The sequence below is a fragment of the Devosia sp. genome, assembly GCF_036406155.1.
GTDB lineage: Bacteria > Pseudomonadota > Alphaproteobacteria > Rhizobiales > Devosiaceae > Devosia_A.
The window spans coordinates 22,546-36,387 of sequence record NZ_DASWVV010000235.1 but is presented as its reverse complement, the minus strand read 5'-3'; the positions used below and the strand labels follow the sequence as shown (position 1 = coordinate 36,387).

Genomic DNA, 13,842 nt, shown 5'->3' with positions numbered 1-13,842 from the left:
GGCATCGGCCCGCGTCGCGGCGGCGTAGCGGCTGACGACGACGCCGTGCGCCGGGCTCGCCCGCTCGATGGTGCGGCCCTCGGCGCCTGCCGTCCAGCTGCCGTCGATGAGCATGCGGTAGTCGCGGGCTGCGAGGCTGGCGGGCGCCACGGGGCGCATCGTCACGGTCATCACCATTCTCCCTTGAAGGCGGGGGCGCGCTTTTCGCCAAAGGCGGCAACGCCCTCGCCGAGGTCGCCGGTCTTGGCCACCAGCATCGAGGCAAGCGTCTCGACCGCGGTGCCGCCACTCTCGCCGGTGGCGCTGGCGAGCATCAGCTTGGCGACCTGCACGGCCGCCGGCCCGCGCGCCGCGACGCGCTGCGCATAGGCGAGGGCCGCGTCCGGCGCCGCGCCGGTGTCCACGACCTGGTCGACGAGGCCGAGCGGCAGCGCCTCGGCGGCGCTGAAGATCTCTCCCCCCAGCGCCATGCGGCGCACGATCTGCGCGCCGAAACGGTGGACCAGCCGCTGCGTGCCCGACCAGCCCGGCACCATGCCCAGCCCGGTCTCGGGCAGGCCGAGCCGCGCCTGCGTCTCGGCGATGCGGATGTCGGCGCAGGCCGCCAGCTCCAGCCCGCCGCCCAGCGCATGGCCGTTGAGGGCGGCGATCACCGGCACGCGCAACTCGGCGATGCGGGAGAAGACGCGGTGGCCGAAGCGCACCCAGTCGAAGCCGAACCCCGCGGGCGGCATCGCCGCCCACGCCGCAATGTCGCCGCCGGCCGAGAAGGCCTTGCCCGTGCCGACGAGGACGGCGGCCAGCACGGTGCGGTCGCGTTCGATCCCGGCAATGGCGCCATCCAGCGCCTCCAGCATGGCGAGGTCGAGGGCGTTGAGCTTGTCGGGACGGTCGATGGTGACGATGGCCACCTGCCCCTGCCGGCTGAGCGTGAGGCGCGGATCAGGCATTGACCGTCCTCCGCGGCTTGACCGGCAGCGTCAGCCCGAACGGTCCGGGCGCGAAGATGCCGGCCGGCATTTCGGTCAGGCTGTCCGCCACGGTGAGCGGGAATTCGGATTGTGCCAGGATGTCACGCTCGAGGTCGGCCCCGGGCGCGATCTCGGTGAGCACCAGCCCGCCGGGCGTCAGCTTCAGCACGCAGCGCTCGGTGACGTAGGTGACGTCCTGGCCCTGCTCGACGGCGCGGTGCCCCGAGAAGGTGACGTGATCCACCCTGTCGACCAGCTTCCTGATCTTGCCTTCCCTCTCGATGACCAGTCGCCCGGACTCGACGCCGAGCTTTGCCCCCGCATTGAACATACCCGAGAAGACGATCTTCTTCGCCCGCGCCGTAATGTCAACGAAGCCGCCCGCACCGGCGGTGACGTGCGGCCGGAAGGCGAGGCGCGAGACGTTGACCGAACCGGTCCTGTCGATCTCGAGGAAGCTCAGCAGCGAGGCGTCGAACCCGCCGGCCTGGAAATAGGTGAACTGGTAGGGCGAGGGCACGATGGCCTCGGCATTGGCGGCGCAGCCGAAGGCGAAATCGAGCAGCGGCACGCCGCCCACGGGGCCCTGCTCGATGACCCAGGTGACCTCGCCGTGATGGCCCTCCTCGATAAGGATGCGCGGCACGTTGGCCGAGATGCCGAAGCCGAGATTGACGGCGCTGCCGGCCTCGAGCTCCATGGCGACGCGCCGCGCGATCACCTTCTGGATGTCGAAGCCGGGAACGCGGAAACTGTCCAGCGGGCGGAAGATCTCGCCCGAGATGGCCGGGTCGTAGGCGGTCTGGGTGGTCTGCATCTGGTCGGGGTCCACGACGATGTAGTCGACCAGCACGCCGGGCACGCGCACGTCGTGCGGCCGGAGCGAGCCGTCCTTGGTGATGCGCTTCACCTGGGCGATGACGATGCCGCCATTGTTGTGGGCGGCGAGCGCCTGCTCCATGCCGCCCAGATAGGCGCCCTCGTGCTCGTAGGTGAGGTTGCCGCGCTCGTCGGCGGTGGTGGCGCGGATGATCGCCACCTTGGGCGCGATGGAGCGGAAATACAGCCACTCCTCGCCGTCGAAGGTGACCTTCTCGACGATCGGCTCGGCGGCGGCCGACGCGTTCATGGCGCAGCCCTCGAGATCGGGATCGACGAAGGTTTCGAGCCCGACCCTGGTGAGCACGCCCGGCCGCAGCGCCGCCGCCTCGCGGTGCATGTCGAACAGGATGCCGGAGGGCACGTTGTAGGCGGCCACCTCGTCGGCGCCCAGCATCTGCCAGATCAGCGGCGGCTCGGCCGAGGACGGGCCGGAGGGGTAGGAGCCGGCGATGATCTTCTTGAGCAGCCCCTTCTTCGCGATGTGGTCGACGCCCTTGATGCCGCTCATGTCGCCGGCCGCGATCGGGTGCAGCGTCGTCAGGTTGCGCGGGTGTCCGGTCGCCTCGAAGCGCTCGCCGATGGCCCTGAGCATGAGGTCGGGGCAGCCCAGCCCGCTCGACGACGAGATCGACACGATCGCCTCGTCGGGGATGAGTTGCGCCGCTTCGGCGGGCGTGAGGCGCTTGTCCAGATGGTAGGTCACAGTCCGGTCTCTATGGGTGTGGCGCGGCCGCTGCGGGCCGCCGCGAGGATGGCGAGCCCGGTCGCGAGCGACCAGACTCCGTCTTCGCCGCTCGCCGAGGGGGTGCCCCTGCCGGCGATGGCGGCGTGGAAATTGGCGAGCGCGCGCTCGTACAGATTGGTGGTGTCGAGCGGCAACTGCTCCTCGCCCGCCGCCGTGCGCAGGCTGACGCTGCCCATCGGCTTCTGCGTCATCACATCGCGCCCGATGAGCGAGCCCTCGGTGCCGTGCACCTCGAAGCCGGTGGTGGCGAATCTGGTGGTGAAGGCGTCATGGAACTGGGCGATGAGGCCGGAGCGGAAGCGCAGCACGCCCATCACCGCGTCCTCCAGCCCGGCCTCGGCCATGCCGCCCTGCTGCGTCATGGCGACGGCCTCGACCGGATCGTCGCCGAGCACGAAGCGCAGCGTGTCGGCGTCGTGCACGCTGATGTCGAGCACCACGCCACCCCCCGCCTCGGGCTTCTCGATGCGCCAGGACTGCAGGTGCGGCGGCAAATAGACGGCGTGGAAGACGCGGGCCGCCAGCGGCGTCCCGATCCGGCCCGCGGCGATGGCGTCGCGCATGGCGCGGTGGCTGGCGGCGTTGCGCAGGTGGTGGTTGGTGGCCATGACCACGCCCGCCTCGCGACAGGCGCTCACCATGGCGCGGGCGTCCTCGACGGCGAGCGCCAGCGGCTTTTCGCACAGGACGTGCTTGCCGGCCCGCGCCGCGGCCAGCGTCTGGTCGCGGTGCAGCTCGTTGGTGGTGGAGACGTAGACGGCATCGATGCCGGACTCCGCGAGCAGTGCCTCGAGGCTCGCGGCCGCCTCGGGGATGCCGTTGGCCGCCGCGTACTCCTTGCCCCGCTCCGGGCTCGAGCTCAGCACCGAGACCACCTCGCCGCCGGTGGCGCGGATGGCCCCGATCACCCATTCCCTGGCGATGGTGCTGGCGCCGATCAATCCCCATCTGGTCATCAGGAAAGCTCCCTGCTGCGTGCCGGCGCGGCGGTGCTCTGGCGCACCACGAGGCGTACCGGCGTCCGGATCGTCTCGGGCTCGGCCGTACCAGCGTTGATCTGCTTGAACAGCAGTTGCGCCGCTCTCTGCCCCATGCGCTGGGGATCGACGGCGACGGTGGTCAGCGCCGGCACCGCGGTGCGCGCCTCGATGACGTCGTCGAAGCCGACGACGCTGAAATCGACGCCGGGCTCGAGCCGCCGGGCCCGGAGCCCGTCGCACACCCCGAACGCGACGGCATCGTTGAAGCACAGGGCGGCGGTGGGGGCGTCGCCGTCCCCCGCCAGCATGCGCTCGACGGCGGCGGCGCCGCCGGCGCGCGAGGGGGCCGAGCCGATGACCAGTGCCTCGTCGACCGCGATGCCGGCCTCGGCCAGCCCGTCGCGATAGCCCGCGACGCGCTCGGCGAAGACCTGGGTGTCGGGGAAGCCGCCGGCAAAGGCGATGCGCCGGTGCCCGAGCCCGACCAGATGGCGCACCGCGTCGCGCGCCCCGGCGCCGTTGTCGGAGAGCAGCGAGGACACCCTCGTTCCGGCGACGTTGCGCACCACCACCACCACCGGCAGGCCGCTGTCGGCGAGCGGCTTGAGGTCGGCCGCGCTGGTGCCGCGGGCCGGCGACAGGATGAGCCCGGCGATGCCGTGCTCGCGCATGGAATTGATGAGCTCGCGCTGGCGCTCGACGTCCTCGCCGGCATGGGCGAGGAACTGCACGTAGCCGGCGGACTGCACGATCATGTCCATGCCCACCGCCAGCTCGGCGAAGAAGCTGTTGGTCAGGTCGTTGACGACGATGCCGATGATCTTCGACTTCGCCTGCCTGAGGTGGGCAGCGCCGCGATTGTAGACGTAGCCCAGGTCGCGGATGGCTTCGCTGACCCTGGCGCGCGTCTCTTCCTTGACCAGCGGGCTGCTCTGCAGCACCAGCGAGACGGTCGATTTCGACACGCCGGCGGCGCGTGCGATGTCGATGACTGTCACCCGGTTCCTGCTCAAGAAACGCTCCGTCCCGGCGGCCAGTGCCGTCGCTGTTTCGGCGCACTCAATTAGATCGTTCCAAAATTGTCAAGAGCCTCCGCTGCCGCAACCCGATGGCGACGCCGACCGGGGCAGCAGGCGCCAGATGCCCATAATGTACGCAGTATCAGACAGTTATGGATGGGCCGGAGCTCCGGAACGTGCACCTACAGGTTTCTACGTAGACTGCTCGCGACCGGCCCTTCCGCCGGGTAATTCGGCCTTGCAATATGGAACGATCCAAATTATCAGTGGCGTGGGCCTTTCCCCAGGGAGGATGAATTGGGGCTGCAACTCGACCTGCCCAACGCCGACGGAACGACGTCGGCCTACGTGCTCTCCGGCACCCCCATCGCCCGGCCGGCGGCGCCGCCGGCCTTCAACCGCATCGCCTACGCCGCGGCGCACGTCGTCTCCGATCCGCGCCGCGACGCCGACCCGTGGGGCAACCCCGCCATCGACTGGGAGGCGACGATGGCGTTTCGCCGCCATTTGTGGGGCCTCGGCTTCAAGGTGGCGGAGGCGATGGACACCGCCCAGCGCGGTGGCGGGCTCGGCTGGGACGCGGCCAAAGAGTTGATCCGCCGTGCCCTCGCCGAGGCGAAGGCGGTGCCCGGGGCCGACCTCGCCTGCGGCGCCGGCACCGACCATTTGCCGCCGCAAGCGGCGCGCGCGCTGGACGACGTCATCGCCGCCTACGAGACACAGGTCGAGTTCGTCGAGGCCGCAGGCGGCCGCCCCATCCTGATGGCCAGCCGGGCGCTGGCGCGGGTGGCGAAATCGGTCGACGACTACCACCGGGTCTATGGCCGCATCCTGTCGCAGGCCAGGGGCAAGGTGGTGCTGCACTGGCTGGGCGACATGTTCGACCCCGAGCTCAGGGGCTACTGGGGCGCCGACGATTTCGTGCAGGCCCTGCCCACCGTGCTGTCGATCATCGCCGACAACAAGGACAAGGTCGAAGGCATCAAGATCTCGCTGCTCGACCACGCCAAGGAGGTGACGCTGCGCGACAGCCTGCCCGACGGCGTGCTGTGCTTCACCGGCGACGATTTCAACTACGCCGAGCTGATCGAGGGCGACGGGGCGAGATTCAGCCACGCCCTGCTCGGCATCTTCGACGCCGTGGCGCCTGCCGCCTCGCAGGCGCTGGCGGCGCTGGCGGCGGGGGACGTCGCCACCTTCCGCGGCGTCATCGCCCCCACCGTGCCGCTGTCGCGCAAGATCTTCGAGGCGCCGACCCAGCACTACAAGGCCGGCGTCGTCTTCCTCGCCTGGCTCAACGGCCACCAGAACCACTTCACCATGCCCGCCGGGCTGCAGTCGGCGCGCGGGCTCATGCACTATGCCGAGGTGTTTCGGCTGGCCGACCGCGCCAACGTACTCGACCGGCCCGACCTGGCCGTCGAGCGGGCCCGGCAGCTGTTCGCGGTGCTCGGCGCCTAGGCATCGCTGGCGCCCCCGGCGCCGCCCCTTCCATCCCCCATGCTTCCTGCACCCGCGGCGACGGGCGGCACGGCCGCGCCGCCCGTGGGCCTGCGTCACTTTGACTGCAATGGGATGCAGATGTATTGCATCATGATACAGTGTGGGCTACAACGCGGTCCACTACACAGGCAGGGGAGGTCAGCCTTGACGATCAGGATCCGCGGCATCGAGTTCCAGTCCAATCTCGACAACGCCATGGGGCTGCAGTTCCACAATCTCAGCCACCGTTTCGGCTTCCAGTGCCCCAACTGGCCGTATTTCCGCGACGTGCAGATCGAGCGCATGCACTATCATGCCAAGTCGGGCGTGCTGTCGCAGACCATCACCACCACCATGCACGTGACCACCCATATCGACGCGCCCGCGCACGTGGTGCAGGGCACGCCCTTCATCGACGAGGTGCCGCTGCCGCATTTCTTCGGCTCGGGCATTGTCGTCTCCATCCCCAAGCAGAAATGGGAGCCGATCACCGGCGACGATCTGGAAAAGGCCTGCGGCAAGGCCATCCGCCCGGGCGACGTGCTCATCGTCAATACCGGCTGGCACAAGGTCTATGAGGATGGCGACTATTTCGCCTACTGCCCGGGCTTCGTGCCCTCGGCCGCCGACTGGATGGTCGACAAGAAGATCAAGGTCGTCGGCCACGATACCCAGGCCAATGACCATCCGCTCGCCACCGCCATCGGCCCGCAGCGCAACGGTCCGCTGCTGCCGCACCTGGCGGAGGAATACAAGGAGTGGTCGGGCGGGCGCGACTGGCGCGACGATTTCCCCGAGTGGGAGCCCGTGCACCAGAAGATCTTCAAGGCCGGCATCCTCGGCATCGAGAACGTCGGCGGCGACATCGACGCGGTGACCGGCAAGCGCTGCACCTTCGCCTTCTTCCCCTGGAACTGGGACCGCGGCGACGGCTGCGTCATCCGGCTGGTCGCCATCACCGACCCGAAGCAGCGGTACCGCATCGAAGCCGGCGAGGCGTTCTGATGCACGTCAAGCGCTTCGAAGACGCCAAGCCCTACGAGGCCCCCAACCATCGCGGCGTCGTCGGGCTCAGGCTGCAGGGCTTCGAGCCCGAGGGCCCGCAGAACCAGTGGGTGGGCCTGAGCCAGTTCCTCCCCGGGGGCGGGGCCGGGCCGGATTCGACGCCCTTCGAGAAGATCTATGTGTGCCTCGGCGGCGAACTCGCCGTCAGCGCCAATGGCGAGGAGGTGGTGCTGGGCCTCTATGACAGCTGCACCATCCCCGCCGGCGAGGTGCGCGAGATCGTCAACCGCTCCAACCTGGTGGCGACGCTGCTCGTCGTCATCCCCTATCCGCCGGGGTACCAGCATGGCTGATTTCCTCAAGGACCCGCTGTCGCTGTTCACGGTCAGGGACAAGGCCGCGGTCGTCACCGGCGCCTCGGGCGCGTTCGGAGCGCTGGCCGCCAAGGTGCTCGCCGGCGCCGGCGCAAAGGTCACAGCCGTGGCCGGCAATGCCGATGCGCTCGCCGCGACGGCGCAGGAATGCCGCGACCTGGGCGGCGAGGTGCTCGAGATCAAGGGGCGCCCCGACAGCGAAGCCGCCTGCGCCGACATCGTCGCGCGCACGGTGGCGCAGTTCGGCCGCCTCGACATCCTCGTCGTTGCCTCCGGCAAGAACGACGTCGCCAAGATCTCCGACATGGCGCCGGAGCGCTTCCTCGACGTCATGGACGCCAACGTCACCCAGTCCTGGCTGATGGCGCGCGCGGCGACGCAGCAGATGCTGAAGCAGGGCGAGGGCGGCAAGATCGTGCTGATGTCCTCGGCCCGCGGCCTGCTCGGCCACCCCGCCGGCTACACCGCCTACTGCGCTTCCAAGTCGGCGGTCGACGGCATCACCAAGGCGCTGGGGTGCGAACTCGGGCCGACCGGCATCACCGTCAACGCCATCGCCCCGACGGTGTTCCGCTCGCCGCTCACCGCCTGGATGTTCGAGGACACGGAGAACGCGCAGGCGGTGCGCAAGGGCTTTCTCGCGCGCGTGCCCAAGGGACGGCTGGGCGAGCCGTCCGACCTTGCCGGGCCGCTGCTCTTCCTCGCCTCCGCCGCGTCCGATTTCTATACCGGGCACATCCTTTACGCCGACGGCGGCTACACGGCGGGCTGAGCATGTCGACGCCCCAGACCATCGCCGTCATCGGGGCCGGTCTCATGGGCCACGGCCTTGCCCAGGTGTTCGGCAGCGCCGGCCATCCGGTGCGCGTCTACGATGCGCAGCCGGCGGCGCTGGCCAGCCTGCACGAGCGAATCGCCGCCAACCTCGAGAGCCTCGGACGGCCCGACGATTTCCGCCACCTGGTCAGCGCCCACGGGGAGATCGCCGACGCCGTCGCCGGGGCCGGCGTGGTCCTCGAGGCGGCGCCCGAAAAGCTCGCGCTCAAGCAGCAGATCTTCGCGCGCCTGGTCGAACTGGCGGCGCCCGAGGCGCTGCTCGCCTCCAACACCTCGGTCATTCCCATTTCCGAGATCGCGGCGGGGCTACCGACCGCCGGGCGCATCCTCGGCACGCACTGGTGGAACCCGCCTTTCCTCGTGCCGCTGGTCGAGGTGGTGGGCACGGCCCAGACCAGCCCGGCCACGATCGAGGCGATGCTGGCGCTGCTCACGGCGGTCGGCAAGACGCCGGTTCACGTCAAGAAGGACGTGCCCGGCTTCGTCGGCAACCGCCTGCAGCACGCGCTGTGGCGCGAAGCCATCGCCATCGTCGCCGCCGGCATCGCCGACGCCGAGACCGTCGACACCGTGGTCAAGGCCAGCTTCGGTCGCCGGCTCGCCGTGCTCGGGCCGCTGGAGAACGCCGACCTCGTCGGCACCGATCTGACGCTCGACATCCACAACGCCGTACTCAGCCATCTCGACCGCACGCCCGGCCCCTCGCCCTATCTCGAGGCGCTCGTCGCCGAGGGCAGGCTGGGGATGAAGTCGGGGCAGGGGTTCCGCGCGTGGACGGGGGAGACCGCGGCGGCGCTGCGCCGGCGCGTATTCGACTACCTCAAGGCCTACAAGGGATAGCAAACGCATCTGGGAGGATGACATGACCCGCCTGCACCGACCCGCCGGCATCAGCCGCCGGAGCTTCCTGAGCGCCGGTACCGCGGCCTTGGCCGCGCCGGCGATCCTGACCGCGACGCGCGCCTATGCGCAGAACCCGACGCTGAAGATCGGCTACGTCACCCCGACCACCGGGCCGCTCGCCGGCTTCGCCGAGGCCGACGGCTACATCGTCGACGGCATCAACAAGATCCTCGCCGGCGGCATCGAGAACAACGGCAAGAGCTGGGCCGTCGACATTCTCGTGCGCGACAGCCAGTCCAACCCGAACCGCGCCGCCGAGGTCGCCTCGCAGCTGATCCTCGAGGACGAGGTCGACATCATCGTCGCCGCCGCCACGCCCGACACGGTCAATCCGGTGTCCGACCAGGCCGAGGTCAACGGCACGCCCTGCGTCACCACCGACTGCCCGTGGCAGCCCTATTTCTTCGGCCGCAGCGGCAAGCCCGAGACCGGGTTCGAATCCACCTATCACTTCTTCTGGGGCCTCGAGGACGTCATCGAGAACTTCGTCGCGCTGTGGGGGCAGGCGGGCGTCGCCAAGACTGTCGGTGGGCTGTTCCCCAACGACGCCGACGGCAACGCCTGGGGCGATCCGGTCAACGGCTTCCCGCCGGCGCTGGCCGCGGCCGGCTTCACGCTCACCGATCCCGGCCGCTACCAGCCGATGACCGACGATTTCTCGGCGCAGATCGCCGCCTTCAAGGCCGCCAATGCCGAGATCGTCACCGGCAACATGATCCCGCCTGATTTCGGCACCTTCTGGGCCCAGGCGGCGCAGCAGGGTTTCACCCCCAGGGTGGTGACCATCGGCAAGGCGCTGCTGTTCCCCTCCGCCGTTGCGGCGCTGGGCCCACGCGGTCACGGGCTGAGCTCGGAGATCTGGTGGACCCCCAACCATCCCTTCGTGTCGAGCCTCGACGGCACCACCTCGCGGGCCCTGGCCGACGGCTACACCGCCGCCACCGGCAAGCCGTGGACGCAGCCGCTGGGCTTCCGGCACGCCCTGTTCGAGGTCGTCGCCGACGTCATCCGGCGCGCCGCCGACGTGGAGGACCCCGCGGCGGTGCTCGAGGCCATCCGCAGCACCCGGCTCGACACCATCGTCGGCGGCGTCGACTGGTCGACCGGCCCGGTCAAGAACGTCTCCAAGACGCCGCTCGTCGCCGGCCAGTGGCAGCTCCAGCGCGATGCCCTCGACCTGGTGATCACCACCAACGTGCAGCATCCCGAGATCCCGCTGGGCGGGGAACTGCAACTGCTGTCGTAAAAGACCGGGGCAGGCCGCGGCGCCTGCCCCTTCCTCTTCCGCCCGGGCCCCGACGATGCCGATCCTCGCTGTCGAGAACCTCGCCAAGAGCTACGGCGCCCTCACCGTCACCGACAATGTGTCGCTGACGCTGGACGCGGGCGAGGCCTTGGGCATCATCGGTCCCAACGGCGCCGGCAAGACGACCTTGTTCAACCTCGTCGCCGGCACGGTGAAGCCGGATTCCGGGCGCGTCCGCTTCGACGGCGCCGACGTCACCCCGCTGCCGGCGCGCCAGCGCTGCTGGATGGGCATCGCCCGCTCGTTCCAGATCCCGCACCCGTTCCGCGGCATGACCACCTACGAGAATGTGCTCACCGGCGCCGTCTTCGGCGGCCGCATGAGCGAGGCGGAGGCATCCGGCCGCGCCGTCGAGGTGCTGCACCTGCTCGGCCTCGCCCGCAAGGCCAATGTTCCGGCGGGGACGCTGACGCTGCTCGAGCGCAAGCGCCTGGAGATGGCGCGGGCCCTGGCCAGCAATCCCCGGCTGTTGCTGCTCGACGAGATCGCCGGCGGGCTGACCGAGCCCGAATGCGCCGACCTCATCGAGGCCATCCGGCGCATCCGCGCCAGTGGCGTCACCGTCGTCTGGATCGAGCACGTCGTGCACGCCCTGCTGGCCGTGGTCGACCGCATCGCCGTCATCGATTTCGGCAGGAAGATCGCCGAAGGCGAGCCGCGCGCGGTGATGGAAAGCGACCTCGTGCGCGAAATCTACATGGGCATCGACGGGGTGGGAGCCGGCCATGGCTGAGCCGCTCCTCGCCGTCGACGAACTCAGCGCCGGCTACGGCGATTTCCAGGCGCTGTTCGGCGTGTCGCTCTCGGTTGCGCGGGGCGAGGTGCTGGCGCTGGTGGGCGCCAACGGCGCCGGCAAGTCGACGCTGCTGCGCGCCGTCACCGGGCTCGTACCCTGCGCCCGCCGCATGGTCACGTTCAAGGGCGAGGCCATCGGCGGGGAGGCGGCCGACCGCATCGCGCGGCGCGGCATCGCCATGGTGCCCGAGGGGCGGCGCCTGTTCCGCTCGCTGAGCGTCGAGGAGAACCTCGTCATCGGCGGCGAGTACGGCCGCAAGGGCAACTGGGATCTTGCCTCGGTCTATGCGCTCTTCCCCATCCTGCGCGAGAAGCGCCGCATGCCCGCCACCGCGCTGTCCGGGGGGCAGCAGCAGATGGCCGCCATCGGCCGGGCGCTGATGGCCAATCCCGAGCTCCTCATCTTCGACGAGGTGTCGCTGGGGCTCGCGCCAATTGTCATCCGCGACATCTATGCCGCCCTTCCCGCCATCATCGGCACCGGGGTGGCCGCCATCCTCGTGGAGCAGGACGTGGCGCGGGCGCTCGCCTTCGCCACCCGCTTCGCCTGCCTGCAGGAGGGCAGGGTGTCGCTGGCGGGCGATCCCGACGGCTTCAGCCGCGAGCAGATCACCGCGGCCTATTTCGGCATGGAGCGGCACTGATGGAATGGCTCAACGCCGTCGTGCAGGGGGTGCTGCTGGGCGGGCTCTATGCGCTGTTCGCCACCGGGCTGTCGCTGATCTTCGGCGTCATGCGGCTCGTCAATATCGCGCATGGCGACCTCATCGTCCTGGCCGCCTATCTGGCGCTGGTGGTGGTCGAGAGCACGGGCATGAACCCGTTCCTTGCCGTGCTGGTGGTGGTGCCGGCGATGGCGGCGATGGGCTACGCCCTGCAGCGCTTCGTCCTCAACCCGACCCTGGGCGAAGACCCGTTGCCGCCGCTGCTGGTCACCTTCGGGCTCTCCGTCATCCTGCAGAACGCGCTGCTCGGGGTGTTCTCGGCCGACAGCCAGCGGCTCGCCGCCGGCCCCATCGAGACGGCCGGCTTCGCCCTCCTGCCCGGGCTGCAGGTGGGCGTGCTGCCGCTGCTGATGTTCGGCGTCGCCGTGCTCGCCATCTTCGGGCTCGAGACCATCTTCTACCATACGCGCTTCGGCCGCGCCTTCCGCGCCACCTCCGACGACGCCGAGACCGTGCGCCTCATGGGCCTCGACAACCGCCACGTCTACGCGCTGGCCATGGCGCTGTCGGCGGCGGTGGTCGCCATCGCCGGCATCTTCCTTGCCGTGCGCACCAATTTCGACCCGGCCAGCGGTCCAGCGCGGCTGATCTTCGGCTTCGAGGCGGTGATCATCGGCGGGCTGGGCAGCCTGTGGGGGACGCTGGCCGGAGGCATCGTGCTGGGCGTCGCTCAGGCCGTGGGCGCCCAGATCTCGCCCGGCTTCCAGCTGCTCGCCGGGCACCTCGTCTTCTTCCTGGTGCTGGCGTTCCGGCCGAGGGGGCTGTTTCCGAGGATGGACGGGTGATGGGCGCAACCAGCTTCACCGTCGTGCGCTCGACGCGCACCAGCCGCGTCAGCGCCCTCGTCGCACTGGCCCTGGTCGCCGCACTGGCGGCGGCGCCCTGGTGGGCGGGCCGCGCCAATCTGCGCCTCCTGGGCGAGGTCTATTCCTTCGTCGCGCTGGCGAGCCTGTGGAACCTCCTGGCCGGCTATGCCGGTCTGGTCTCGGTCGGCCAGCACGCCTTTGTCGGGCTCGGCGGCTACATGCTGTTCGCGCTGGCGATGTTCGCCGGGGTGCCGCCGCTCGCCGCCATTCCGCTCGCCGGCCTCGTCGGGGCGGCCGTCGCGCTGCCGCTCGGGCCGCTGCTGTTCCGCCTGCAGGGCGCTTATTTCGCCATAGGCACCTGGGTGGCGGCCGAGGTGTTCCGGCTCGGCTTCGCCCAGGTGAGCGCGCTTGGCGGGGGCTCCGGCATCAGCCTGCCGGCCGGCATCGTCACGTCCATCTCGCCCGACCGCGCCCTGCGCGAAGCCTCGACCTACTGGGTGGCGCTGGCGCTGGCCGTCGGCACCATCGTCTTCGTCGTGGCGCTGCTGCGCTCCAAGTTCGGGCTGGCGCTGACCGCCATCCGCGACAGCGAAATCGCCTCCGAAAGTCTCGGCATCGGCATCGCGCGCAGCAAGCTCGTCGTCTACGTGGCGGTCGCGGGGCTGACGGCGATGGTCGGCGCCTTCATCTTCCTGCAAAAGCTCAGGCTCTCGCCCGATGCCGGCTTCAGCCTCAACGATTGGACCGCCTATGTCATCTTCATCGCCGTGATCGGCGGGCTGGGCACCATCGAGGGGCCGATCATCGGCACCGTCATCTTCTTCCTGCTGCGCGAGACGCTGTCCGACCTGGGCACCGTCTATCTCATGATCCTCGGCGCCGTCGCCATCGTCATGATGCTCAAGGCCCCCAAGGGGCTGTGGGGCACGTTCTCGGACAAGACCGGGATCGTCCTCATCCCGGTGCGCCGGCGGGTGCTGTTTTCCGACCACACCGAAACCAGAAAGTGAAG

The 13,842-nt window shown here is 69.9% G+C and carries 14 protein-coding genes and 1 pseudogene; 10 read left to right on the top strand and 5 right to left on the bottom strand.

What is annotated here, in order from left to right; translation table 11 throughout:
- From VGD93_RS16380 to VGD93_RS16360, 5 genes and pseudogenes are all read right to left on the bottom strand, one after another.
- Positions 1 to 171: pseudogene (locus VGD93_RS16380) on the bottom strand (sorbosone dehydrogenase); the annotation flags it as partial.
- Positions 171 to 950, bottom strand: coding sequence for an enoyl-CoA hydratase/isomerase family protein (locus VGD93_RS16375; protein ID WP_395013234.1), 780 nt, complete (start codon positions 948 to 950; stop codon positions 171 to 173). The pseudogene VGD93_RS16380 and the gene VGD93_RS16375, both read right to left, overlap by 1 nt.
- Positions 943 to 2,544 (bottom strand): acyl CoA:acetate/3-ketoacid CoA transferase, encoded by a 1,602-nt coding sequence (locus tag VGD93_RS16370; RefSeq protein WP_395013236.1) that lies wholly within the window; start codon positions 2,542 to 2,544, stop codon positions 943 to 945. Before VGD93_RS16370 ends, VGD93_RS16375 begins: the two co-directional genes overlap by 8 nt.
- 8 nt (positions 2,545 to 2,552) lie before the next feature.
- On the bottom strand, positions 2,553 to 3,554 hold the full coding sequence (locus VGD93_RS16365; protein ID WP_395013233.1) for a Gfo/Idh/MocA family protein: 1,002 nt from the start codon (positions 3,552 to 3,554) through the stop codon (positions 2,553 to 2,555).
- A complete protein-coding gene (locus VGD93_RS16360; RefSeq protein WP_395013232.1) occupies positions 3,554 to 4,591 on the bottom strand; it encodes a LacI family DNA-binding transcriptional regulator in 1,038 nt (345 codons plus the stop codon). The genes VGD93_RS16365 and VGD93_RS16360 overlap by 1 nt, the downstream gene beginning before the upstream one ends.
- 303 nt (positions 4,592 to 4,894) lie before the next feature.
- Here VGD93_RS16360 and VGD93_RS16355 point away from each other — a divergent pair, with 303 nt between their 5' ends.
- The 10 genes from VGD93_RS16355 (at position 4,895) to VGD93_RS16310 (ending at position 13,840) form a co-directional block, all read left to right on the top strand.
- Positions 4,895 to 6,058, top strand: coding sequence for a dihydrodipicolinate synthase family protein (locus VGD93_RS16355; protein ID WP_395013231.1), 1,164 nt, complete (start codon positions 4,895 to 4,897; stop codon positions 6,056 to 6,058).
- 186 nt (positions 6,059 to 6,244) lie between these two features.
- On the top strand, positions 6,245 to 7,084 hold the full coding sequence (locus VGD93_RS16350) for a cyclase family protein (protein WP_395013230.1): 840 nt from the start codon (positions 6,245 to 6,247) through the stop codon (positions 7,082 to 7,084).
- Positions 7,084 to 7,437 (top strand): cupin domain-containing protein, encoded by a 354-nt coding sequence (locus VGD93_RS16345; RefSeq protein ID WP_395013229.1) that lies wholly within the window; start codon positions 7,084 to 7,086, stop codon positions 7,435 to 7,437. Before VGD93_RS16350 ends, VGD93_RS16345 begins: the two co-directional genes overlap by 1 nt.
- Positions 7,430 to 8,230, top strand: coding sequence for an SDR family NAD(P)-dependent oxidoreductase (locus VGD93_RS16340; protein ID WP_395013228.1), 801 nt, complete (start codon positions 7,430 to 7,432; stop codon positions 8,228 to 8,230). Before VGD93_RS16345 ends, VGD93_RS16340 begins: the two co-directional genes overlap by 8 nt.
- A 2-nt stretch (positions 8,231 to 8,232) precedes the next feature.
- Positions 8,233 to 9,135, top strand: a complete 903-nt coding sequence (locus VGD93_RS16335) for a 3-hydroxyacyl-CoA dehydrogenase family protein (RefSeq protein WP_395013227.1) — start codon at positions 8,233 to 8,235, stop codon at positions 9,133 to 9,135.
- Positions 9,136 to 9,157: 22 nt separating this feature from the next.
- Positions 9,158 to 10,444, top strand: coding sequence for an ABC transporter substrate-binding protein (locus VGD93_RS16330; RefSeq protein ID WP_395013226.1), 1,287 nt, complete (start codon positions 9,158 to 9,160; stop codon positions 10,442 to 10,444).
- Between the two features lie 55 nt (positions 10,445 to 10,499).
- The gene (locus VGD93_RS16325; protein ID WP_395013225.1) at positions 10,500 to 11,237 is read left to right on the top strand and encodes an ABC transporter ATP-binding protein; all 738 of its coding nucleotides are present in this window, start codon (positions 10,500 to 10,502) and stop codon (positions 11,235 to 11,237) included.
- Positions 11,230 to 11,943 (top strand): ABC transporter ATP-binding protein, encoded by a 714-nt coding sequence (locus VGD93_RS16320; RefSeq protein ID WP_395013224.1) that lies wholly within the window; start codon positions 11,230 to 11,232, stop codon positions 11,941 to 11,943. The genes VGD93_RS16325 and VGD93_RS16320 overlap by 8 nt, the downstream gene beginning before the upstream one ends.
- Positions 11,943 to 12,809 (top strand): branched-chain amino acid ABC transporter permease, encoded by an 867-nt coding sequence (locus VGD93_RS16315; protein ID WP_395013223.1) that lies wholly within the window; start codon positions 11,943 to 11,945, stop codon positions 12,807 to 12,809. The genes VGD93_RS16320 and VGD93_RS16315 overlap by 1 nt, the downstream gene beginning before the upstream one ends.
- On the top strand, positions 12,809 to 13,840 hold the full coding sequence (locus tag VGD93_RS16310) for a branched-chain amino acid ABC transporter permease (protein ID WP_395013222.1): 1,032 nt from the start codon (positions 12,809 to 12,811) through the stop codon (positions 13,838 to 13,840). Before VGD93_RS16315 ends, VGD93_RS16310 begins: the two co-directional genes overlap by 1 nt.
- Positions 13,841 to 13,842 lie beyond the last annotated feature (2 nt).